Source organism: Streptomyces sp. NPDC031365 (genome assembly GCF_055569765.1).
In genome coordinates this window covers 52,505-73,998 of the sequence record NZ_JBVIIM010000009.1, presented here as the reverse complement: position 1 = coordinate 73,998, position 21,494 = coordinate 52,505, and the positions used below count along the sequence as shown (strand labels likewise).

Here is a 21,494-nt window from a genome sequence, read left to right as displayed (position 1 = left end):
CCGACGGGACGGGCGCGTGAGGCCCCGCCCACCGGTGAGCCGCGACAACGGAGTAATGGGGAGGAGTCGACCCGGCCGGTCGCGGGTAGTGTCCGATCTTATGAAGCTGGCGTTCTCCACCCTCGGTGTCCCCGGCCTGCCCCTCACCGATGTGCTGGGCCTCGCGACCACGCACGGCTACCACGGCGTCGAGCTGCGCGCCCACCCCGAAGAACCCGTCCACCCGGGCCTCACCCCGGAGCAACGGGCCGATGTCGCCGCCGAGTTCAAGGCAGCCGGTGTCGAGCTGCTGGGCCTCGCCGGATACGTCCGGGTCGCCGCGCCCGGCGAGGACGGTCCCGTCATCGGCGAGGTCCGGGCCCTTCTCGACCTCGCCCGGGACATCGGCGCCCCGTTCGTCCGGGTCTTCCCGGGCGGCGGCAGCGAGCAGAGTCCCGAGGAGGCGGACGCGACGGCCGCCCGGCGGCTGGGCACGGCTGCCGAGTACGCGGCCGACCTGGGCGTACGCATCCTGCTGGAGACGCATGACTCGCACCGCACCGGTGCCGACGCCATGCGGGTCCTCGGTCTGGTCGGGCACCGGCAGGTGGGCGCGCTGTGGGACGTGATGCACACATGGCTCGGCGGTGAGCAGCCCGTGGAGAGCTTCGCGGCGCTGTCGCCGCACCTGGGCTATGTCCAGGTCAAGGACATCGCCTCGGCCGACGACACGACTCCGCTGCCGCTCGGTGCGGGGGTGCTGCCGCTGACGGACGTCGTGGAGGTGTTGTCGCGGCACGGCTGGGACGGGTGGCTGTGCTGGGAGTATGAGAAGCGCTGGTATGCCGATGCGGCGGCGTTGCCGGAGCTACTTCGCCCGGGGCGGGAGTACCTGGCGCGGTTGCTGAACGAAGCGGCCTGACCTCCCCGGGGGGTGCGGGTGACGGGCGTGGTTGCCCGGTCACCGAGTTCATGGGGCGGGTGCGGGTGCGTTCTGGCTGGCCGCGCGGTTCCCCGCGCCCCCTGAGGACTGCTCCGCAGGTCGGTCACCGGGGTCGTGGGGCGGGGTCCTGCGGCGGAGCCGTGCGGGGCGCGCCGGCCGGTGACGGGGTGGCGCGGAGGCCAGTGCCACGCCGCCCACCAGCAGCGCCGCCGCCCACCACCGCAGCGGGGTCATCGACTCGCCCAGGAACAGGGCGGCCGACGACATGCCGAAGACCGGGACGAGGAGGGAGAAGGGGGCGACCGTGGAGGCGGGGTGGCGGCGCAGGAGCCAGCCCCAGGCGCCGAAGCCGAAGACCGTGGCGACCCAGGCGACGAAGAGGACCGTGCCCGCGCCCCGCCAGTCCAGGGAGCGCAGCGCGTCGAGGTCGGCAGACGGGCCCTCCACCAGCAGGGAGAGGGCGAGGAGGGGGAGGACCGGGACGGTGCTCACCCAGACCATGAAGTTGAGGGCGTCCGGGGGCGCGGCCTTGCGGGTGAGGATGTTGGAGACTCCCCAGCAGGCCGCCGCCGCGACGACCAGGGCGAAGCCGAGCAGTGGCCCGGAGGTGCCCTCGTCGACGGCCGCCACCCCGATCCCGGCCAGCGCCACCGCCATGCCCGCCAGGCGGATCCGGGAGGGGCGTTCGCCGAGGAGCGCGAAGGCGAACAGGGCCGTGAAGACCGCCTGGATCTGGAGCACCAGGGAGGACAGGCCGCCCGGCATCCCCGCGTCCATGCCGACGAACAGCAGCCCGAACTTGGCCACCCCGAGCGCCAGTCCCACTCCCACGATCCACTTCCAGGCCACCGTGGGCCGCCCCACCAGGAACACCGCGGGCAGCGCCGCCACGAGGAAGCGCAGGGCGGAGAAAAGCAGCGGTGGGAAGTGGTCGAGCCCGACCTCGATGACGGTGAAGTTGACTCCCCACACGGCGGTGACGAGGACGGCGAGGAGCACGTGGGACGGTCGCATACGTCGAGGATCACCGGCCGCCACGCTTCAGCACCAGCGACGATTCCTGCATGGTTGGATGAAGCATCGCTAACCGGTGAAGCATCGCCGACCGACCGGGAGCCGCCGTCATGCTCGACCTCCAGCGTCTGCGCGCCCTGCACGCCGTCTCGGTGCACGGCACCGTCGGTGCCGCCGCCGTGGCGCTCGGGTACACCTCCTCCGCCGTGTCCCAGCAGATCGCCAAGCTGGAGCGGGAGACGCGGACCGTGCTGCTGGAGCGGGAGGGCCGGGGCGTACGGCTGACCGACGAGGCGCATCAGCTGGTGCGGGCCGCGCGGGAGCTGATCGCGATCGTGGAGCGGGCGGAGACGGAGCTGGAGGAGCGGCGCGGCGTGCCGGCCGGACGGCTGACCATCGCCGCGTTCGCGTCGGCGGCGCGCGGGCTGATGCCGCCCGTGCTGGCCGACCTGGCCCGTCGGCATCCCGCGCTCGACACCCGGCTGACCGAGATCGACCCCCATCTCTCCGTGGACCTGGTCGCCAAGGGCGCCGTCGATCTCGTGGTCGCGCACGACTGGGACATCGCGCCGCTGCCCGCCCCGGCGGGCGTGGAGCAGGCGGTCGTCGGGGACGACCTGTGCGATCTGCTGGTGCCGAGGGGCCATCCCTTCGCGGGGCGTACGGCGGTGCGCCGGGAGGAGCTGGGCGGCGAACGGTGGATCTGCCAGCCGCCGGGACGGGTCTGCCACGAGTGGCTGGTGCGTACCCTGCGCGCGGCCGGGCACGAGCCGGACATCGTCCACCAGGCCGACGAGAACCCCACTCTGGTCGCCCTGGTCGCGGCCGGGCTCGGCATCGCGCTGATCCCCCGGCTGGGACGCGGTGCGCTGCCCGAGGGGGTGGTGGAAGTGCCGCTCGATCCCATGCCCGTACGCCGGCTGTACGCGCTGTGGCGCACCGGTGCGGCCCGCCGCCCGGCGATCGCGGAGACCGTCCGCACGCTGCGCGACCACTGGCCCGAGGTGTCGGCGCACTAGCGGACACGGCCCGGGGAACCCACCTCTCGGCCCCGCCCCACGGGAGTCCGACGGGCGACACCCCCGTACCACCACCACCCCCGTGCCACCCACCACCCCCGTCGACCCGCACCGCCCCCGAGGCGTCGGCCCACCAGTGGACGCGACCCGCCGAGGAACGCCCCTCGCCCCCGCCCCACGGGGGCCCGACGGGGCGGCGCCCACCCCCGGCGCCCTCTACGGACGGTCCGGCTCCGGGCAGCGCGACACCGCCGCCCCGCACACCCCGTCCGGCCCCCGGGTCCCGACTTCGGGGAATCCGGGACCGGTGGGGAACCCGTCCCCGCCCCCGTCCGTCCCATGGGCAGGCTGCCGGACGAGTCCGACGTGGTGCGGTGTCGGCCCTCGCCGCTGGCGGCGATCGCCGACCCACCCTCTCCACCGCGCCACGGCCGGCAGCACGCCGTCACCGGCGCGGCCCCCCTCCTACCGCGCCGGTGACGGCCCCTCACCGGTTGCTGCGCATTCCCTTGACTGGCAGAAACTTCCCGGATATTGGTGACCTCCTGGCAGTTTCCTTCAAGGATGTCCTTCAGCGGATCCCCGGCCCCCCGCGGATCACCTTCCAAAGGAGCGCACGTGCCCGACAGCAGCACCGGAAGCACGGGAAGCACCGCACGTCCGTCCAGACGTACCGTCCTCGCCGCCACGGCGGGCGTCACCACCGCCCTGGCGGCCGGCGGGACCGCCCACGCGGCCCCCGGCCCCTCCGCCCACGACGACACAAGGCTGCGCGCCCTCATCTCCCGTATGACGCTGGAGGAGAAGGTCGGCCAGTTGTTCGTGATGCGGGTCTACGGCCACTCCGCCACCGACCCGGACCAGGCCGACATCGACGCCAACCTCAAGGAGATCGGCGTCCGCACGGCCGCCGAACTGCTCGCCAGGTACCGGGTCGGCGGCATCATCTACTTCGCCTGGGCGCACAACACCCGCGCCCCGCACCAGATCGCGGACCTGTCCAACGGCATCCAGAAGGCCTCCCTCGCTCTGCCGCGCGGGCTGCCCGTCCTCATCTCCACCGACCAGGAGCACGGCATCGTGGCCCGCGTGGGCGAGCCCGCCACGCTGTTCCCGGGGGCGATGGCCGTCGGCGCGGGCGGTTCCCGTTCCGACGCCCGCACCCTCGGCCGGATCGCGGGCCGCGAGCTGCGCGCGATGGGCATCCGCCAGAACTACTCCCCGGTGGCCGACGTCAACGTCAACCCGGCCAACCCCGTCATCGGCGTCCGCTCCTTCGGCGCCGACCCGGAGGCGGTCGCGGACCTCGTCGCGGCGGAGGTCAAGGGTTACGAGTCGTCCCGCGTCGCCTCGACGGCCAAGCACTTCCCCGGACACGGCGACACGCTCACCGACAGCCACGCCGAACTGCCGTACATCCACCACACCCGCGAGCAGTGGGAGCAGCTCGACGCGCCGCCGTTCCGGGCCGCCGTCGCCGCGGGCATCGACTCGATCATGACCGCGCACATCGTCGTGCCGGCCCTCGACGACTCCGAGGACCCCGCCACCCTCTCCCACCCGATCCTCACCGGCATCCTGCGCGAGGAGCTGGGCTACGACGGTGTGGTGGTCACCGACTCGCTCGGCATGGAGGGCGTACGGACGAAGTACGGCGACGACCGGGTGCCGGTGCTGGCGCTCAAGGCGGGCGTGGACCAGCTGCTCAACCCGCCCTCCCTGGACGTGGCCTGGAACGCCGTCCTGGGCGCCGTACGGGACGGCGAGCTGACCGAGGACCGGCTCGACGCGTCGATCCTGCGGGTACTGCGGCTGAAGGCGCGGCTGGGCCTGTTCCAGGACCCGTACGTCTCGCACTCCGGCGTCGACCGCACCGTCGGCACCCGTGCGCACCTCGCCACCGCCGACCGGATCACCGAGCGCACCACCACCCTGCTGGTCAACGAGGGCGGCCTGCTGCCCCTGTCCCGGCGCAGGCAGCCGAAACTACTCGTCGTCGGCGCCGACCCGGCCTCCCCGTCCGGTACGACAGGGCCGCCGACCGGGGTGCTCGCGGGTGCCCTGACCGAGCTGGGCTTCACCGCCACCGCGCTGTCCACCGGCACGGCACCGTCGGCGGCAACGGTCGCCAGGGCAGTCGCGGCGGCCCAGGACGCGGACGCGGTGATCGTCGGAACGTACAACGTCAGCGCGACCAGCAGCCAGAAGACACTCGTCGAGCAGCTGCTGGCCACCGGGAAGCCGGTCGTCGCGGTCGCGATCCGCAACCCCTACGACGTGGCCCATCTGCCCGGTGTCGCGGCGTATCTGGCGTCGTACTCCTGGACCGACGTCGAACTGCAGGCGGCGGCACGGGTGATCGCGGGCAAGGTGAACCCGCGCGGGACGCTTCCGGTCCCGGTGCAGCGGGCCGACGACCCGGCGACGGCGCTGTACCCGGTCGGGTACGGGCTGAGGTTCTAGCCGCCGGGGACGGACGGCCCGTACCCAGTCGGACGTAGCACCCGTACGCCACACACCCGACGCATCACACCCAACGTGCGCATATCACCCCACATGTCTGGCGTGCCCCGGTCCGCCGGGACACGCTGGACGGGAGTGTCCGGGGGATGACGATGCACGTGAGAACCAGGTGGGGGACGCCGGCCGCGCTCGCGGCGGCGTGCGCGGTGCTGCTCACCGGCTGCCAGAGCGCGCCGGGCGGCGGGGCCGACGGCAAGGAACGGCCCGGCGGACAGGCCGCCACGGTGTCGCCGACGCCGGTGCGGACGTCCGGGTACGGGGCGGTGTTCCTCGCGGTCGACGAGTGCAGTTCCTTCGGCCGGACGAGCTTCACCGAGGTGTCCTGCGCCGGTGAACGCGCGGCGGCCCGGGTGGTCGCCCGTCACGACGGGACGGTGCGCGACGGGCCGCACTGCCCGGCGACCACGGACTTCGTCCTGCACATCAGCGAGCAGCGCCCCTCCCTGGACGAGGACGGCGACGGAGCGGTACCGCGCGGCTACGCCTGCATGCGCCACCTCCAGCCGCCGCATCCCGGGGACCCGGGCGGCGGGGGCGGGCCGCGCACCGTCGTCGGCGACTGCGTCTACGACCTGGGCGACGGCAAGGTCCGCGAGACCGCCTGCGACGGGAGCGGCCGGCACGAGCCGGAGTTCGAGGTGACGAAGGCCGTGGACACCCGGGCCAAGTGCCCGGCGTCCACGGCCCTCTACGTCCGGCTCGGCGGGACCGCACCGGTGGGCTGTGCCCGCCCGGTGTAGTCCCGTCCGGAGGTTACGGCCGCAGCGTCCGCTGCCGCTCGACGTCCCGCTTGTCGAGCTTCGCGTCGAACGTCGCCAGCGGCTTCGCGGCCGCCGGGTTCTCCTGGACCGCGCTCGGGGCGACGTCCGCCCAGTCGAGGATGCGGGCCGTGGCGAACGCCTTCTCCTTCGCGACCAGACCGGCCACGTTCGCGCCGTGGTTCATACCGGGCGCGGTGAACACGTACGAGTCACGCGCGCCGTGTCCGACCCGGAACGGCTCGGCGCCCCACGGGTCGTTCTCGCCGTACACGAACAGCATCTGCCGGGCGTTGTGGCGGACCCAGGTGTCGACGTCCCGCATGACGTACGGCTGGAACCTCATGTCGATCGAGCGGGGCACGAAGTTGCGCGGCGGCTGGTAGCCGTAGCGGACGTACTTCTTCTCGATGTGCGGGAACTTGATGGTCGGCGCGCCCAGCTGCGTACCGGCCTGGTAGTAGTACGGCGTGTACGGGCTCAGCCCCTGGTCCGTGTAGAACGAGAAGCCGGAGATCGTGTCGACCGAGGTCCAGATCTCGTCGTCGGTGGCGTTCTTGGCGTCCGCGGGGATGTCCGCGCAGTCGGCCACCGTGCTGTACTGCCAGAAGCCCCACACGTAGTCCAGGACGACGGCCTCGTAGGCCCGGTCCAGGCTGCCGACGGTGTCGAAGGTGTAGCCGTTCTCGGCGGCGGCCGCTTCGTACTTCTTCTTCAGCGGTGCCCGGCGCACCAGCGCCTCGCGCTGCACCCCGTTCAGCCGGTCGCGGCACTCCTTGGTGCCGACGCCCGCGAAGAACCGGTCGTAGGCCGAATCCTCCTTGTTCACCACGTCGTTGGGGGCGACGTAGGCGACCACACCGTCCATGTCACGCGGGTAGAAGCGCTCGTAGTAGGTGGCGGTCATACCTCCCTTGGAACCGCCGGTGGAGATCCAGTTCTCGCTGTAGATCTCCTTCAGCGCCTTGAAGATGCGGTGCTGGTCGCTGGCGGCCTGCCAGATGTCCAGCTTCGACCAGTCGGCCGGTTCGGGCCGGGACGGGGTGAAGAAGCGGTACTCCATGGAGACCTGGTTGCCGTCCACGATCTGCGTCGGCTCGGATCGGCGCGGCGTCGTGGAGACGCTGTAGCCGCCGGTGTAGAAGACGGTCGGCCGCGCGGTGTCCTTGTGCAGCACGGTGATCCGCTGCTGGAACGTGCCCTCGGCGGGCCTGCGGTGGTCGACCGGCTGCGTGTAGTTGAGAACGAAGAAGCGGTACCCGGTGTACGGCTTCTCCTCGATCAGGCTCATGCCCGGAACGGAGAGCAGCCTCTCCTTGATGTCAGTGGTGCCGGTGGCCTCCGGCTCGGCGGCGGTGGCCGCCCCGGCCGTACCCAGTGTGCCTATGAGCACCGTGAGTGCCAGCAGCCATCTGAGCGCCTTGCGCATGCGCACTCCCCTGTGAGACAGATGTGCGCCGGAAGCTATCGGACCAACTGCCCGCAGCAACAGGGGACCTAGGGATATCCCTCGGTCACGCGTGCCCCATGGGCCGGCTCAGCAGAGGATCCAGCCGGAGCTGACGGACCCTCCGCCCACCCTGCCCTTCACCCACACACAGCGGCGGCCGGCGTGCACGGTCACCGGGCCCGCGTGGTACTTGTAGCGGCCCTCGTCGACCACGGGCCGGCCGCCGCGCGCCCGCAGGCTCACCGACATCGTCCGCTTGACGCCCGGCTTCCTGGCGAGGGTGACGGCACAGACGTAGCCGCCCCGCTTGTAGACGACCACGGACCCCGTGGAGAACGGCAGGGTCCGCACCTTGCGGCCCGGACAGTGCGCGGCGGCCTGCGCGTCGCCCGGCGCGGCGACGGCGAGCAGCCCGGAGGCGGTCAGCACCGCAAGACACAGCGCGAGTCGCCGGCGTATCGCTCCACTGCCCACAGTCGTCCTCCCCTGCCACGCCTGCCACGCCGTACTGGAGTACGGACGCGTGACGTATGCCGATGGTTGCGCGCGCGGCCGTGGTCGCGGCTCACGCCGGCGCCGGCACGTCCTCCCCGACGAACGTCCGCCACAACGCGGCGTACGTGCCGCCGAGCCGGAGCAGTTCCTCGTGCGTGCCGTCCTCCGTGACCCTGCCGCGGTCCATGACGACCACCCGGTCGGCGCGGGCCGCCGTGGTCAGGCGGTGGGCGACGACCAGGGTGGTACGGCGGCCCGCCAGGCGGTCGGTCGCCTGGTTGACCTGTGCCTCGGTGGCGAGGTCCAGCGCGGCCGTGGCCTCGTCGAGCAACAGGACGTCCGGGTCGACCAGTTCGGCGCGGGCCAGCGCGATCAGCTGGCGCTGTCCGGCGGAGAGGTTGCGGCCGCGCTCGGCGACCTCGTGCAGGTAGCCGCCCTCCAGCGTGGCGATCATCTCGTGCGCGCCGACCGCGCGGGCCGCCGCCTCCACCTCGGCGTCGGTGGCGTCCGGGCGGCCGTAGGCGATGGCGTCGCGGACGGTGCCCGGGAAGAGGTACGCCTCCTGCGGTACGACCCCGAGCCGGTGCCGGTACGCGGTGAGGTCCAGGTCCCTGAGGTCCGTGCCGTCGGCGGTGACCCGCCCGCCCGTCGGGTCGTAGAAGCGGGCGACCAGCTTGACCAGGGTGGACTTGCCCGCGCCGGTCTCGCCGACGAAGGCGACGGTCTGTCCGGCGGGGATGGTGAGGTCGATGCCGTCGAGCGCCTCCTCGCCGTCGCCGTAGGCGAAGTGCACGTCCTCGAAGGCGATGTCACCGCGCAGGAAGGTGACGGGGAGCGGCTTGTCGGTCTGCTTCGTGGAGGTGGGTTCCCGCAGCAGCTCCTGGATGCGGCCCAGCGAGACGGACGCCTGCTGGTAGCCGTCGAAGACCTGGGAGAGCTGCTGCACGGGCGCGAAGAACAGGTCGATGTACAGCAGGTACGCCACCAGCGAGCCGATCGCCAGCGTCCCGTCGTCGACCCGGCCCCCGCCCACGACCAGCACCGCCACGGCCGCGACCGAGGACAGCAACTGCACGAACGGGAAGTACACGGAGATCAGCCACTGACCCCGGATGCGGGCGCTGCGGTAGCTCGCGCTGCGCTCGGCGAACCGGCGCCCGCCGTCCCCCTCGCGGCGGAACGCCTGCAGGATCCGCAGCCCGGACATCGACTCCTGCAGGTCGGCGTTGACGCCCGAGACCCGCTCCCGCGCCAGTTCGTACGCCTTCACGCTGGCCCGGCGGAAGAAGTACGTGCCGACGATCAGCGGGGGGAGGGTGGCGAAGACGACCAGGGCGAGCTCGATGTCGATGACCAGCAGGGCGCCCATGATGCCGAAGAAGGTGACCACGGAGACGAACGCCGTGACCAGGCCGGTCTGCAGGAAGGTCGACAACGCGTCGACGTCCGTCGTCATCCGGGTCGTGATCCGGCCGGTCAGCTCACGCTCGTAGTAGTCGAGTCCGAGCCGCTGGAGCTGGGAGAAGATCTTCAGCCGCAGCGAGTACAGGACGCGTTCACCGGTGCGTCCGGTCATCCGGATCTCGCCGACCTGCGCCGACCATTGGACCAGCACGGTGAGCAGGCCCAGCAGGGCGGCCGCCCAGACCGCTCCGAGGGCGGCCTGCGTGACGCCCTGGTCGATGCCGTGCCGGATCAGCACCGGCAGCAGCAGGCCCATGCCGGCGTCCACGGCGACCAGGCCGAGGCTGATGAGGAGCGGTGTGCGGAAGCCGCGCAGCAGGCGCCGCAGGCCGTAGGACTTCTCGGGGCGGACCGCACGCGCCTCGTCGACGTCGGGGACGTCGTTCGCCGGGGGCAGCGCGTCGACCTGGGCGAGCAGTTCCGGGGTGGCCGGGGCGTCGGCCAGGGCGGTGTCCCTGGGTTCGCGGTCACCGGTCCACAGCCGTGGGGTGACCCCGCGTTCGGCGTCGAATTCGGCGTCCAGCTCCGCACGGACGGAGGTGTCGTCCTCCTGCGGCGCGGCGGGCAGGGTGTGGCCCGGGGAGACGGCACCCAGCTCGTCCGGGTCGGTGAGAAGCCGGCGGTAGAGGGCGGAGCGGCGCTGGAGCTCCGCGTGGGTGCCGATGTCGGCGAGCCGGCCGCCGTCGAGGACGGCGATGCGGTCGGCGAGGTTGAGGGTGGAGCGGCGGTGGGCGATCAGCAGCGTCGTACGGCCGCGCATGACGCTCTTGAGGGCCTCGTGGATCTCGTGCTCGACGCGGGCGTCCACGGCGGAGGTCGCGTCGTCCAGGACCAGCAGGCGCGGGTCGGTGAGGATCGCGCGGGCCAGGGCGACACGCTGGCGCTGACCGCCGGAGAGGGTCAGTCCGTGCTCGCCGACGGTGGTGTCGTAGCCGTCGGGCAGCTCGCTGATGAACCGGTCGGCCTGGGCGGCGCGGGCGGCGGCGGTGATCTCCTCGTCGGTGGCGTCGGGGCGGCCGTACGCGATGTTGCTGCGCACCGTGTCGGAGAAGAGGAAGGAGTCCTCGGGAACCAGGCCGATGGCCGCGCGCAGGGACTCGGTGGTCAGCTCGCGGACGTCGTGGCCGCCGACCAGGACGGCGCCGTGTGTGACGTCGTAGAAGCGCGGCAGGAGGAGGGAGACGGTGGACTTGCCGGAGCCGGAGGTGCCGACGACGGCGAGGGTCTCCCCGGGGCGGATCCGGAAGGACAGGCCGTCGAGGACCGGCCGGCCGGGGTCGTAGCCGAAGGAGACGTCGTCGAACTCGACGGTCGCCGGGGCGTCGGCGGGCAGGTGCCTGGTGCCGTCGGTCAGGGACGGCTCGGTGTCGATCAGCTCCAGGACGCGTTCGGTGCCGGCGCGGGCCTGCTGGCCGACGGTGAGGACCACGGCGAGCATCCGGACCGGGCCGACCAGCTGGGCGAGGTAGGTGGAGAAGGCGACGAACGTGCCCAGTGTGATGCTCCCGCCCACGGCGAGCCAGCCGCCGAGCGCCAGCATCGCGACCTGGCCGAGCGCGGGGACGGCCTGGAGGGCCGGGGTGTAGCGGGAGTTCAGCCGGACGGTGCGCAGCCGTCCCGCGTACAGCCGCCGTCCGACCTCGCGCAGCTTGCCGGTCTCCTGCTCCTCCTGTCCGAAGCCCTTCACCACGCGTACGCCGCCGACCGCGCCGTCGACCACTCCGGCCACGGCACCCGCCTGCGCCTGCGCGTACCAGGTCGACGGGTGCAGCCGGGTGCGGCTGCGCTTGGCGATCCACCACAGGGCGGGGGCGACGGCGAGGGCGACGCCGGTGAGCGGCAGGGACAGCCACGCCATGATCACCAGGGAGATCAGGAACAGCAGCAGGTTGCCGATGGTCATCGGCAGCATGAAGAGCAGGCCCTGGATCAGCTGGAGGTCACTGGTGGCGCGTCCGACGACCTGTCCGGTGGACAGTTCGTCCTGACGTCTGCCGTCGAGCCGGGTGATCGTGTCGTACATCTCGGTCCGCAGGTCGTGCTGGACGTCGAGGGCGAGCCGGCCGCCGTAGTAGCGGCGGATGTAGGTGAGGACGTAGACGATGAGCGCGGCGCCGATGAGCAGACCGGCCCACGTGCTCATGTCCCTGGTCTTGTCGCCGATCACGTCGTCGATGATCACCTTGGTGATCAGGGGGACCAGCGCCATGACGGCCATGCCGCCGAGGGAGGAGCCCAGGGCGAGGACGACGTCCTTGCGATGACGCCAGGCGTACCCCGTCAGTCGCCGTGCCCATCCCCGTTGCGGTGTCACTCGGGTGCCCTCCGATCGTCCTGAACTGCCGCAAGGCACCAACACGGGCCGCGGCGGATTTCATCCCTCCGCGGACGGGGCGGGAGTACGCCATGAGCGTAGTGACATGTTCTCGTCACACAATCGCCACGTTCCCTCCACTCGCCTGACTGCATGTGCATGCCACCCTCTCGGGTATTCCCCTTGTGCAACCCGCGTAGATCGGACACCCCACATGCTCGCGATACGCTCACGCCGCCTCAAAACGGTGGCACTCGCCACGGCCGCGGTCCTCGCAGTCCTCACCGCCCCCGCCCTGACCACCACCGCCACGGCCACCACCTCGACGGCCGCCACCACCGCGGCCACGACGGCCGCCTACGACGCGTACTACGAGGACGCGGCCGGCAAGACCGGCGCCGCCCTCAAGGACGCCCTCCACACGATCATCAGCGACCAGACGAAGCTCTCGTACTCGGCGGTCTGGAACGCCCTGAAGGCCACCGACCAGGACCCGAGGAACAGCAACAACGTGGTCCTGCTGTACTCCGGGATCTCCCGCAGCAAGTCCCTCAACGGCGGGGACACCGGCGACTGGAACCGCGAGCACGTGTGGGCCAAGTCCCACGGCGACTTCGGCACCTCCACCGGCCCCGGCACCGACATCCACCACCTGCGCCCCTCGGACGTCCGCGTCAACAGCATCCGGGGCAACAAGGACTTCGACAACGGCGGCAGCTCCTTCACCGACAGCGGCGGCAGCCTCACCGACTCCGACTCCTTCGAGCCCCGCGACGCCGTCAAGGGCGACGTGGCCCGCATGATCCTCTACATGGCGGTCCGCTACGAGGGCAACGACGGCTGGCCCGACCTGGAGCCCAACGGCCAGGTCAACAACGGCAGCAACCCGTACATCGGCAAGCTCTCCGTGCTCAAGGCCTGGCACCAGGAGGACCCGCCGGACGCCTTCGAGCAGCGCCGCAACCAGGTCATCTACGACTCCTACCAGCACAACCGCAACCCGTTCATCGACCACCCGGAGTGGGTCGAGTCGATCTGGTGAACCGGTTACGGCACCGGCTGCCACGGCGGCCGGTGCCGGTGCGGTACCTCCTCATGCCGGGCTCGTCTCAGGGACCTGCGACCCCACCCGCGGGCGGCACCGCCCGGACCTCGGCGTACCAGGCCCGGGCCGCGACGGTCTCGGGGCGGTCCTCACCCCGTGAGTCATCCGGGTACTCCAGCAGTATCGGATACAGGCCGATCTCATAACGACGTGTGGAGAGACGCTTCCACCAGTCGGCCGCGTCCATGATCGGTCCGTCGCTCCTCCACACCATCGGATCCGAATCACGACGCGGCCCCACCAGGCGACCAGGCGGCAAGTCGTTCAACAACCGCCTGAGATCTTCACTCAATGGTTCGGGCATGAGCGGAATGTACGCGGCACCTCTGACAGAGCCATCAGAAACGGGTACCGCAACCTGCCCCGACAGCAAGTCGCCCACAAGCCCGGCGCCCTTCTTGCCGTGATCGACCGGGTTCGGCCCGGTCAGCGTGCCCCCTTTTGGCCCATACCGAGGCGGCATCGACGATCGCCGAGGCCCAGTCCAGCTCGCCCCGCGCACCGAGTTCGTCCAGGACCGCCCGGTGGAGCCGACGCCACAGTCCCGCCCGGGTCCACGCGGTGAACCGGCGATGCGCGGTCGCGGGCGAGGCGCCGAACGTCTCCGGCAGATGCCGCCAGGCGCACCCGCTGGTCAGCACGTACACGACCGCTGTGAACACGGCCCGCTCGTCACACGGAGCGGTCCCGCCGTCCTGCGGACGGGAATTGAACGACGGCAGCAACGGTGCGACCAGCTTCGGTGTCCTATGTGGTGATCGCTCGCTGGGTTGTTCATGGGGCGGGGTACGTGGAGTTGAACTGTTCCGGACGGGCTGTGGGAGATTGCCGAGTCGCTGATCCCACCGTCGAAGGTGCGGCCACAGCGCGACGGAACGCAGGACACGCCTGATGAGGCGCTGTTCGCGGCGAACATCTACACGCTGATCAGCGGGTGTGCCTGGCGGGGTCTGGCGCCGTGTTTCGGGATATCGAAGTCGACCGCGCACCGCCGGTTCCTGATCTGGTCGCGGGCCGGGGTGTGGGGCCGGTCGCACGAGGCGGTGCTGCACCGACTCGATGACGCCGGCCCCATCGACGTCTCGCGCGTGGCCTCGACTCCGCTCACGTGAGGGCCAGAAAAGGGACGAACTCAAGGTCCGGGACCCCCTTTTTCGTGTCGATGTGGCTGCCGTCGAACACCGCCCGGGACCGGTCGATCTCGTTTGCCGCGTTCAGCTGGGCAAGCAGAATCCGATGCAGATCGTCGAACACCCCGGCGTTGATCCACCGCTTGATCTGATCATTTAGCAGAGCGCGTGAGCAGCTCTTTAACGTTTGTCTCAGGTTCGCTCGGTAGGAAATCGGCATGCGGATAGGCGATGCAACCCGTATGCAGGAGGCCAGTGAGGGCAGTCGACGCAGCACCATCGGGGAAAGCGCAGCCCGGCCGGTTGCGGTTCGAGGCGGCCACCAGGACGCCGGCGACGGCGTTCCCTGTCGCCGCATGCGGCGCCGCGCACCGGCGAGCGGTTCCTCGACCTGAGCGCTGCCGCGGTGCGCGAGTAGGACGCGAAGACCCCCTGAAGCATCTCGCAGACGGATGCCGTACGGATACCTCACCACACAAACGCCTGAAGAGAGGGACTGACATGAAGCCCATGGGACGCCGCGGATTTCTCACCGCCAGCACGGCACTTGGCATTGGCGCCGGCTTGTCCACGTACGCCATTGTCTCGGAAGCGAGCGAGAACGAGACTTCGGACAAGACTTCGGACATTTCACGGCGGGACCAGGACCTTCCCTTCATCGGCACGGAGGAGACCTTTTCGACTCCCACGTTGTTGAAGCTGAACTCCATCAATCAGGATCACATAGCGTTCCTTGAGGAAATTGGCCTTTCGGATCTAGGCCAACGCCGCATCGGCGATATGGATGCGGGGGGACTCAACGTTCAAATCCTCTCTGCTCATACACCCTCCGTACAAAATGTCCCTGGGAAAAGGGGCATCGACCTTGCCTATCGTCTCAACCGGCAACTTGCAGACGGGCCGATCGCCAATTATCCGGGCCGCTTCAAGGCTTTCGCCACCTTGCCCTTGCAGAGCCCGGAGGCGGCGGCGGACGAACTGGAACGCTCGGTTCGGGAAGATGGCTTCTTGGGCGCACTGACCAACGGACACATCGCGAAGAAGTATCTCGATCATCCCGACTTCGAGCCTGTGCTGGCACGTGCCGTTGCTCTCGATGTGCCGATCTACCTGCATCCCGGCTATCCAGCTGACGACGTCTTCAAGATCTACTACAGCACCACACGGTCTACATACACGGAAGAGTACCAAGACTACATTTTCAGCGGGTCTGGATATGGCTGGCACCAGGAGGTGCTGACCCAATGCATTCGGATGATCACGTACGGAGTTTTCGACAGATTCCCCAAACTAAAAATCATCATCGGCCACATGGGCGAAGGTCTTCCCTTCTACTACGAGCGGATCGTCAATGACATGGGCGAGCCGACCAAAAACTCGCTCGAGAAGCCCATCGGGCAATACTTCCGGGACAACTTCTGGGTCACAACCAGCGCATTCCCCCAGACCGAACTGCTCGATCTCCTGCTGAAGTACATAAGCGTGGATCGAGTGATGTTCGCAACCGACTACCCGTTCGCGGACATAAAGGAGCAGACCGACTGGTTCCGCGGAGTCGATTTGCCGCGCGAAGACAAGGAAAAGATTGCGTTCCGAAATGCAGAGAAACTTTTCAGAATGAAAGTGCCCGTGAAGTGATGCGCCAGCGTCGGCCGGAGTGAAAGAATCCTTTGCCGTAAGGCGAGAGTACGGCCGAAGTATACGATGCGCGGCTACCCCATAACGCGGTCTCCTACAGAACCGAGGATCGAGAACGCGGAATGGCTCGCGCCCGCCGCCGGCCCCGAGTTCACCCGGCGGCTGAACTCCCACGTGGTTCCGCCGCGCGGAGAGCTGCGGCGCAGCCACCCCGCCGGGTACGCGCTCCGGCTGCGCCGGGAGACGCTGGACCTCTCCTCGGACCTCCAGCAGCTGCTCGTCCTGCTGCCCACGGACGAGGAGACGGCCCGCGCCGTCGGCCGACTGCACGAGCGTTCGGGTCACGGCAGGCTGCGGGCCATCTCGTAGACCTCGCTCAGTCCAGGTGCGTCGGCGCGAACATGCGCAGGACGGCGGGGAGGACGACGACCGACGGGCCCGGGGCCGCCAGGGCCTGCGCGAGGTCGTGTTCCAGGGTCTCGGGGGTGGTGCGCACGCCCGGTACGCCGAAGGACTCCGCCAGGGCCGCGTAGTCCGGGCGGGTCAGGTCCGTCGCCGTGGGCTCGCCGAAGGCGTCGGTCATGTACTCGCGGAGGATGCCGTAGCCGCCGTCGTCGACGATCAGCCAGGTGACGCTCAGGTCGTACTGGCGGGCGGTGGCCAGTTCGGCGATCGAGTACAGGGCGCCGCCGTCTCCCGAGACCGCGAGCACCGGGCGGGTGGGGTCGGCGGCCGCGGCGCCGAGAGCGGCCGGGAAGCCGTAGCCGAGGCCGCCGGCACCCTGCGCGGAGTGCAGGTGGTTGGGGCCCATGGCGTCGAACGCGGACCAGGCCCAGTAGGCCAGGATCGTCATGTCCCAGAAGGACGGCGAGTCGGTCGGCAGGGCGCGGCGGACGGCCGTCAGGACCTGCTGCTCCAGGGTGAGTTCCTGGGCGGCGATGCGTGCGCGTACGCGGTCCAGCAGGTCCCGTACGCGCTCCGGGGCCGCCGCGTCCTCGCGGGGTTCCACCGTTTCCAGGAGCGCCTGGAGGGCCAGGCGGGCGTCGGCGTGGATGCCGATGCCCGGGTGGTTGGACTCCACCTTGCCGAGATCGGCCTCGATCTGGACGACCCGACCGCGGGGCTTGAACGTGTGGTAGTTCGAGGAGAGTTCACCGAGACCGGAGCCGACGACGAGGAGGACGTCCGCGTCCTCGAGGAAGTCGGTGGTGTGGCGGTCCTCCAGCCAGGACTGGAGCGACAGCGGGTGGGTCCATGGGAAGGCGCCCTTGCCGCCGGGGGTGGTCACCACCGGGGCCTGGATGCGCTCGGCGAGCCGCCTCAGCTTGCCGGAGGCGTCCGAGCGGACCACTCCCCCGCCCGCGATGATCGCCGGACGGGTGGCGTTCGTCAGCAAGTGGGCGGCGAGGGCCGTGAGTTCGGGGCGTGGGGGCAGCTCGTCGGGGGTGGCGTCCATCGCCGTCACCACGGGCAGGACCGTCCGAGCGACGAGGACGTCCTGCGGGATCTCCACCCACACCGGCCCGTGCGGCACGGTCAGCGCCGACTTCCACGCCTCCGCGATCGCCGACGGGATCTGGGACGCCGCACGCACCGTGTGGACGGACTTGACCACGCCGCGGAACGACGCCGACTGGTCGGGGAGTTCGTGCAGATAGCCGTGACGGCCGCCGCCCAGCCCCGGCGTCGGGACCTGGCTGCTGATCGCCAGAACCGGGGCGGAGGCGGCCGCCGCCTCCTGGAGCGCGGCCAGGGAGGTCAGTGCTCCCGGGCCGGTCGACAGCAGCAGCGGGGCCGCCTCGCCGGTGATCCGGCCGTACGCGTCCGCCGCGAAGCCGGCGTTGTTCTCCATCCGCAGGCCGATGTAGCGCAGGCCGGAGCGGCGCAGGGCGTCGAACACGCCGAGGGCGTGCTGGCCGGGCAGGCCGAAGACGGTGGTGGCGCCGAGTCCGGCCAGGGTCTCCACGACCAGGTCTCCGCCGTTGCGGCCGGCAGGGGGATTCAGTGCCGCCTCCGTCTGCGCGGCGGTCGGGCGGAGCACCAGGTCGTGGTCGTGGGTCACTTCGCGCGGGCCTCTGCAATCTGGCGGGACATGATCGTGGTCAGCTCGTACGCGGTGTGGGACGCGGCGACCGAGGTGATCTCGGCGTGATCGTACGCGGGCGCCACCTCGACGACATCCGCGGAGACCAGGTTGCAGGACGCCAGTCCGCGCAGGATCTCCAGCAGCTCGCGGGAGGTCATGCCGCCGGCCTCGGGCGTGCCGGTGCCGGGGGCGTGGGCGGGGTCGAGGCAGTCGATGTCGATGGAGATGTACAGCGGGCGGTCACCGACGCGCTGGCGCAGCTGGTCGGCGACCTCGTCGGCGCCCCGGCGGTAGACGTCCGCGGAGGTGACGATGCCGAAGCCCATCTTCTCGTCGTCGGTGAGGTCCTGCCTGCCGTACAGCGGGCCACGGATGCCGACGTGGGAGAGGGCGGAGGTGTCGAGGACGCCCTCCTCCACGGCCCGGCGGAACGGGGTGCCGTGGGTGTACTCGGCACCGAAGTAGGTGTCCCAGGTGTCGAGGTGGGCGTCGAAGTGGAGCAGGGCGACGGGGCCGTGCTTCTTCGCGACGGAGCGGAGCAGCGGCAGGGCGATGGTGTGGTCGCCGCCGAGGGTCATCAGACGGGCGCCGGTGCCGAGCAGGTCGTCGGCGGCGGCCTCGACGGTCTCCACGGCCTCGTTGATGTTGAAGGGGTTCACGGCGATGTCGCCGCCGTCCGCGACCTGGGCGAGGGCGAAGGGGGAGGCGTCCTGCGCGGGGTTGTAGGGGCGCAGCAGCCGGGACGCCTCACGGATGGCGTTGCCGCCGAAGCGGGCACCCGGCCGGTAGGAGACGCCCGAGTCGAACGGCACGCCCACCACGGCGACGTCGGCGCGGCCGACCTCGTCGAGCCGGGGCAGCCGGGCGAAGGTGGCGGGCCCGGCGTACCGCGGCACGCGGGAGGAGTCGACGGGGCCGCGGAACGTCTCGTTGCTGCTCATGGGGTGCTGCCTGCTTTCCTTCGCTTCGCCTTGCGTACGTTCCGACCATAAGAGGGCGGAAAGCATCTGCGAAGTGTACGTTTCATCCATTCATGCCACACGGAGTGGAGGAAGTGTCCAGCATGCCGGATCCCACGGTCCCGCCCACGCCGCCCGTGCGCCTGGACGCGCTCCTGGCACGCGAGGACCTCGGCCTGCGCCGGATCGCCGGACCGGACGATCCCGGCATCGTCGTCCACTGGGCCCAGACCTCGGAGATGGCGGACCCGTACCCGTATCTGCTGGGCGGGGAGCTGCTGCTGTCGGCGGGTGTGCACATCCCGGAGGGGGCGGGTGCCGGGTACTTCGACGCCTACGTCTCCCGGATCGTCGCGGCGGGTGGGGCGGCGCTCGGTTTCGGTCTGGCACCGGTCCACGAGAAGGTCCCGGCGGCGCTGGTCGAGGCCTGCGAGATACACGGGCTGCCGCTGCTGGAGGTGCCGCCGCGGGTCACCTTCTCGGGGGTGGCGCGGGCCGTCTGGCAGCTGATGGCGCAGGCCCGCACGGCGGAACTGCGCCGGGTCACGGAGGCCCAGCAGGGCCTCGCCACGGCGGCGGCCCGCCCCGACCCGGTCCGCCCGGTACTCCACCAGCTGGCCCAGCGCCTCGGCGGCTGGGCCGTGCTCTACGCCCCGGACACCACGGAGACCGCCCACGCGGGCACCGCCCCGTCCCCGGAGGCGCGGGCCGCCCTGACCGCCCTGGCAGCAGTGGTACGTCCCGTCCCCCACCCGGCGGCGGGCACCCACGACCACCCGGTGACGGGCGGTCGTGTCTCCCCCGGAGGAGGTCCCCCCGCTCACCCGGAGCCGAGAGCAGGGGAGGCACCGCCAGCACCACCCGAACGCCGGCCGGTGGCCCCTCCGCCCACCTCCGCCGGCGACACCGTCACCGGCACCCACCTCGCCGCCTACGCCCTCGCTTCCGGACACGGACACGGGCACGGGCACGGCTTCGTCCTCGGCGTCGCCTCTCCGCACCGCCACCCCGGCGACCACACCATCGCCTCCGTCGCGGCCGCCCTCCTCTCCGTCCTCACCGGCCGACGGGAGAGCGGCACCGCGACCCGTTCCTCCGCACTCGTCCGGCTGCTCCTGGGCACCCCGCCCGCGGACGTGGCCCCCCTGCTCGGCGGAGAGCGGTGGCACGTCGTCCACGCCCGGCCGGACGGCCACACCGCACCGGACCCGCTCGCCGTCTCCGCGCTCGGCACGGCACTCGGCTCGGACCTGGTCGACCCGTCGGGCGAGGTCGTACGGGTCCTGGTGCCGGCCGGCCGGCCCGTCGGCCCCCTGCCCGGCTGGACCCTCGGCGTCAGCCCCGCCGCCGGCCCGCCCGACTGGCCCGCCGCCGACACCCGGGCCGCCCGCGCCCTGGCCCGGGCCCGCGCCACCCGCGCTCCGCTGGTCCGGCACGGCGACCGCCCCGCCCTCACGGACCTCGTCCCGCCGCCGGACGCCGACGCCCACGCCCGGGCACTGCTCGCCCCCGTAGCGGCCGCCCCCGCCCTCACCGACACCCTGCGCACCTGGCTGTCCCTGCACGGCAGCTGGGACCGCACGGCGGTGGCGCTGTCCGTGCACCGCAACACCGTGCGGCAGCGCATCGCGCGGTGCGCGGCGCTGCTGGAGGCGGACCTGGACGATCCGGACGTACGCATGGAGCTGTGGTTCGCGCTGCGCCGCACCTGAGAGCCGCACACTGAGTCTGAGTACCTGTACGCAGTCGCCTGAGTACGTGACGCACATCCCAGCGCGCGATACGCCAGGGACGCCCACAGGGCGCTGCTCCACAATGGGGGGCATGCCGATACCCGGGACCTCCAGCCGCGCCGAACTCGTCGAACACCTGGTCACCACCCGCATCGCGGGCGATGTCGCCACGCCGCGCGAGAACAACCTCTCCCACTACCGCAAGCTGGCGAACGGCGACCGCCACTTCTGGCTCGGCCTGGAGCTCGGCGACCGCTGGACCGACGAGCAGGACGTGCTCGCGGTGATGGCGGAGCGGGTCGGCGTCAACGACGACGCCGAACACCGGTACGGCCAGGACACCATCGACCCGGAGCTGACCGTGTCCGGCCTCGAACGCATGGCCGGACGGCTGCGCAAGGCGGCGGAGGGGAAGCAGCGGGTGCTGTTCGCCACCGGGCACCCGGGCGGTCTCCTTGACGTGCACCGCGCGACGGCCGCGGCGCTGCGGGCGGCCGGCTGCGAGATCATGGTCATCCCGGACGGGCTGACCACGGACGAGGGCTATGTGATGCAGTTCGCGGACGTGGCGGTGCTGGAGCACGGTGCCACGCTGTGGCACACCCACTCCGGGGAGCCGATGAAGGCCATCCTGACCGCGCTGGAGCGTGCGGGCCGCCCGCTGCCGGACCTGGTCGTCGCCGACCACGGCTGGGCGGGCGCCGCGGGCCAGTACGGCGTCGACTCCGTCGGCTACGCGGACTGCAACGACCCGGCCCTGTTCCTCGCCGAGTCCGAGGGCACCGTCCAGGTGACGGTCCCCCTCGACGATCACGTCACCAGCCCCCGCCACTACGACCCGATGACGGCGTATCTGCTGGCGGAGGCCGGTCTGGCGCAGTGAG

At 71.2% G+C, this 21,494-nt stretch carries 18 protein-coding genes and 1 pseudogene; 10 read left to right on the top strand and 9 right to left on the bottom strand.

Going from position 1 to position 21,494, the window contains the following annotated elements; all coding sequences use genetic code 11:
• Nucleotides 1–100 precede the first annotated feature (100 nt).
• Nucleotides 101–901, top strand: coding sequence for a sugar phosphate isomerase/epimerase family protein (locus tag ACZ5C2_RS15925; RefSeq protein ID WP_468790733.1), 801 nt, complete (start codon nucleotides 101–103; stop codon nucleotides 899–901).
• A 48-nt stretch (nucleotides 902–949) separates the two neighbouring features.
• Here ACZ5C2_RS15925 and ACZ5C2_RS15920 read toward each other — a convergent pair whose 3' ends face one another.
• The gene (locus tag ACZ5C2_RS15920; protein WP_468790731.1) at nucleotides 950–1,936 is read right to left on the bottom strand and encodes an EamA family transporter; all 987 of its coding nucleotides are present in this window, start codon (nucleotides 1,934–1,936) and stop codon (nucleotides 950–952) included.
• 110 nt (nucleotides 1,937–2,046) lie between these two features.
• Here ACZ5C2_RS15920 and ACZ5C2_RS15915 point away from each other — a divergent pair, with 110 nt between their 5' ends.
• The 3 genes from ACZ5C2_RS15915 to ACZ5C2_RS15905 all read left to right on the top strand — a co-directional run bounded on the left by ACZ5C2_RS15915 (nucleotide 2,047) and on the right by ACZ5C2_RS15905 (nucleotide 6,218).
• Nucleotides 2,047–2,955 (top strand): LysR family transcriptional regulator, encoded by a 909-nt coding sequence (locus tag ACZ5C2_RS15915; RefSeq protein WP_468790729.1) that lies wholly within the window; start codon nucleotides 2,047–2,049, stop codon nucleotides 2,953–2,955.
• A 618-nt stretch (nucleotides 2,956–3,573) separates the two neighbouring features.
• Nucleotides 3,574–5,418: a glycoside hydrolase family 3 protein gene (locus tag ACZ5C2_RS15910; protein WP_468790727.1), complete on the top strand. Its 1,845-nt coding sequence runs from the start codon at nucleotides 3,574–3,576 to the stop codon at nucleotides 5,416–5,418.
• A gap of 152 nt (nucleotides 5,419–5,570) precedes the next feature.
• The gene (locus tag ACZ5C2_RS15905; protein ID WP_468791035.1) at nucleotides 5,571–6,218 is read left to right on the top strand and encodes a hypothetical protein; all 648 of its coding nucleotides are present in this window, start codon (nucleotides 5,571–5,573) and stop codon (nucleotides 6,216–6,218) included.
• A gap of 13 nt (nucleotides 6,219–6,231) precedes the next feature.
• On the opposite strand, the gene ACZ5C2_RS15900 is transcribed toward ACZ5C2_RS15905, so the two are convergent.
• The 3 genes from ACZ5C2_RS15900 to ACZ5C2_RS15890 all read right to left on the bottom strand — a co-directional run bounded on the left by ACZ5C2_RS15900 (nucleotide 6,232) and on the right by ACZ5C2_RS15890 (nucleotide 11,959).
• On the bottom strand, nucleotides 6,232–7,665 hold the full coding sequence (locus ACZ5C2_RS15900) for a S28 family serine protease (protein ID WP_468790725.1): 1,434 nt from the start codon (nucleotides 7,663–7,665) through the stop codon (nucleotides 6,232–6,234).
• Between the two features lie 108 nt (nucleotides 7,666–7,773).
• Nucleotides 7,774–8,160 (bottom strand): hypothetical protein, encoded by a 387-nt coding sequence (locus tag ACZ5C2_RS15895; RefSeq protein WP_468790723.1) that lies wholly within the window; start codon nucleotides 8,158–8,160, stop codon nucleotides 7,774–7,776.
• A gap of 91 nt (nucleotides 8,161–8,251) precedes the next feature.
• A complete protein-coding gene (locus ACZ5C2_RS15890) occupies nucleotides 8,252–11,959 on the bottom strand; it encodes an ABC transporter ATP-binding protein (RefSeq protein WP_468790721.1) in 3,708 nt (1,235 codons plus the stop codon).
• Between the two features lie 214 nt (nucleotides 11,960–12,173).
• Between ACZ5C2_RS15890 and ACZ5C2_RS15885 the strand changes: the two genes are divergently transcribed.
• Nucleotides 12,174–13,001, top strand: coding sequence for an endonuclease I family protein (locus tag ACZ5C2_RS15885; protein WP_468790719.1), 828 nt, complete (start codon nucleotides 12,174–12,176; stop codon nucleotides 12,999–13,001).
• Nucleotides 13,002–13,068: 67 nt separating this feature from the next.
• Here ACZ5C2_RS15885 and ACZ5C2_RS15880 read toward each other — a convergent pair whose 3' ends face one another.
• Both ACZ5C2_RS15880 and ACZ5C2_RS15875 read right to left on the bottom strand, forming a co-directional pair.
• On the bottom strand, nucleotides 13,069–13,251 hold the full coding sequence (locus ACZ5C2_RS15880) for a hypothetical protein (RefSeq protein WP_468790717.1): 183 nt from the start codon (nucleotides 13,249–13,251) through the stop codon (nucleotides 13,069–13,071).
• A gap of 151 nt (nucleotides 13,252–13,402) precedes the next feature.
• A complete protein-coding gene (locus ACZ5C2_RS15875; protein WP_468790715.1) occupies nucleotides 13,403–13,789 on the bottom strand; it encodes a transposase in 387 nt (128 codons plus the stop codon).
• A gap of 90 nt (nucleotides 13,790–13,879) precedes the next feature.
• On the opposite strand from ACZ5C2_RS15875, the pseudogene ACZ5C2_RS15870 reads away from it, so the two are divergent.
• Nucleotides 13,880–14,214, top strand: a pseudogene (locus tag ACZ5C2_RS15870) (transposase); the annotation flags it as partial.
• Here the strand turns inward: ACZ5C2_RS15870 and ACZ5C2_RS15865 are convergent.
• Entirely contained in the window at nucleotides 14,169–14,414 is a 246-nt protein-coding gene (locus tag ACZ5C2_RS15865; RefSeq protein WP_468790713.1) for a hypothetical protein, read from the bottom strand. The pseudogene ACZ5C2_RS15870 and the gene ACZ5C2_RS15865 overlap by 46 nt on opposite strands.
• A gap of 281 nt (nucleotides 14,415–14,695) precedes the next feature.
• On the opposite strand from ACZ5C2_RS15865, the gene ACZ5C2_RS15860 reads away from it, so the two are divergent.
• Together ACZ5C2_RS15860 and ACZ5C2_RS15855 are read left to right on the top strand one after the other, a co-directional pair.
• Nucleotides 14,696–15,832 (top strand): amidohydrolase family protein, encoded by a 1,137-nt coding sequence (locus tag ACZ5C2_RS15860; protein WP_468790711.1) that lies wholly within the window; start codon nucleotides 14,696–14,698, stop codon nucleotides 15,830–15,832.
• A 66-nt stretch (nucleotides 15,833–15,898) separates the two neighbouring features.
• The gene (locus tag ACZ5C2_RS15855; RefSeq protein ID WP_468790709.1) at nucleotides 15,899–16,201 is read left to right on the top strand and encodes a hypothetical protein; all 303 of its coding nucleotides are present in this window, start codon (nucleotides 15,899–15,901) and stop codon (nucleotides 16,199–16,201) included.
• Nucleotides 16,202–16,208: 7 nt separating this feature from the next.
• On the opposite strand, the gene ACZ5C2_RS15850 is transcribed toward ACZ5C2_RS15855, so the two are convergent.
• Nucleotides 16,209–17,894, bottom strand: coding sequence for a thiamine pyrophosphate-binding protein (locus ACZ5C2_RS15850; RefSeq protein WP_468790707.1), 1,686 nt, complete (start codon nucleotides 17,892–17,894; stop codon nucleotides 16,209–16,211).
• Nucleotides 17,891–18,859, bottom strand: a complete 969-nt coding sequence (gene speB, locus ACZ5C2_RS15845; protein ID WP_468790705.1) for an agmatinase — start codon at nucleotides 18,857–18,859, stop codon at nucleotides 17,891–17,893. Before speB ends, ACZ5C2_RS15850 begins: the two co-directional genes overlap by 4 nt.
• Nucleotides 18,860–18,981: 122 nt before the next feature.
• Between speB and ACZ5C2_RS15840 the strand changes: the two genes are divergently transcribed.
• Together ACZ5C2_RS15840 and ACZ5C2_RS15835 are read left to right on the top strand one after the other, a co-directional pair.
• Nucleotides 18,982–20,589 (top strand): PucR family transcriptional regulator, encoded by a 1,608-nt coding sequence (locus tag ACZ5C2_RS15840; RefSeq protein WP_468790704.1) that lies wholly within the window; start codon nucleotides 18,982–18,984, stop codon nucleotides 20,587–20,589.
• A gap of 112 nt (nucleotides 20,590–20,701) precedes the next feature.
• Nucleotides 20,702–21,493 (top strand): phosphatase, encoded by a 792-nt coding sequence (locus tag ACZ5C2_RS15835; RefSeq protein ID WP_468790702.1) that lies wholly within the window; start codon nucleotides 20,702–20,704, stop codon nucleotides 21,491–21,493.
• The last annotated feature ends 1 nt before the right edge of the window (nucleotide 21,494 follow it).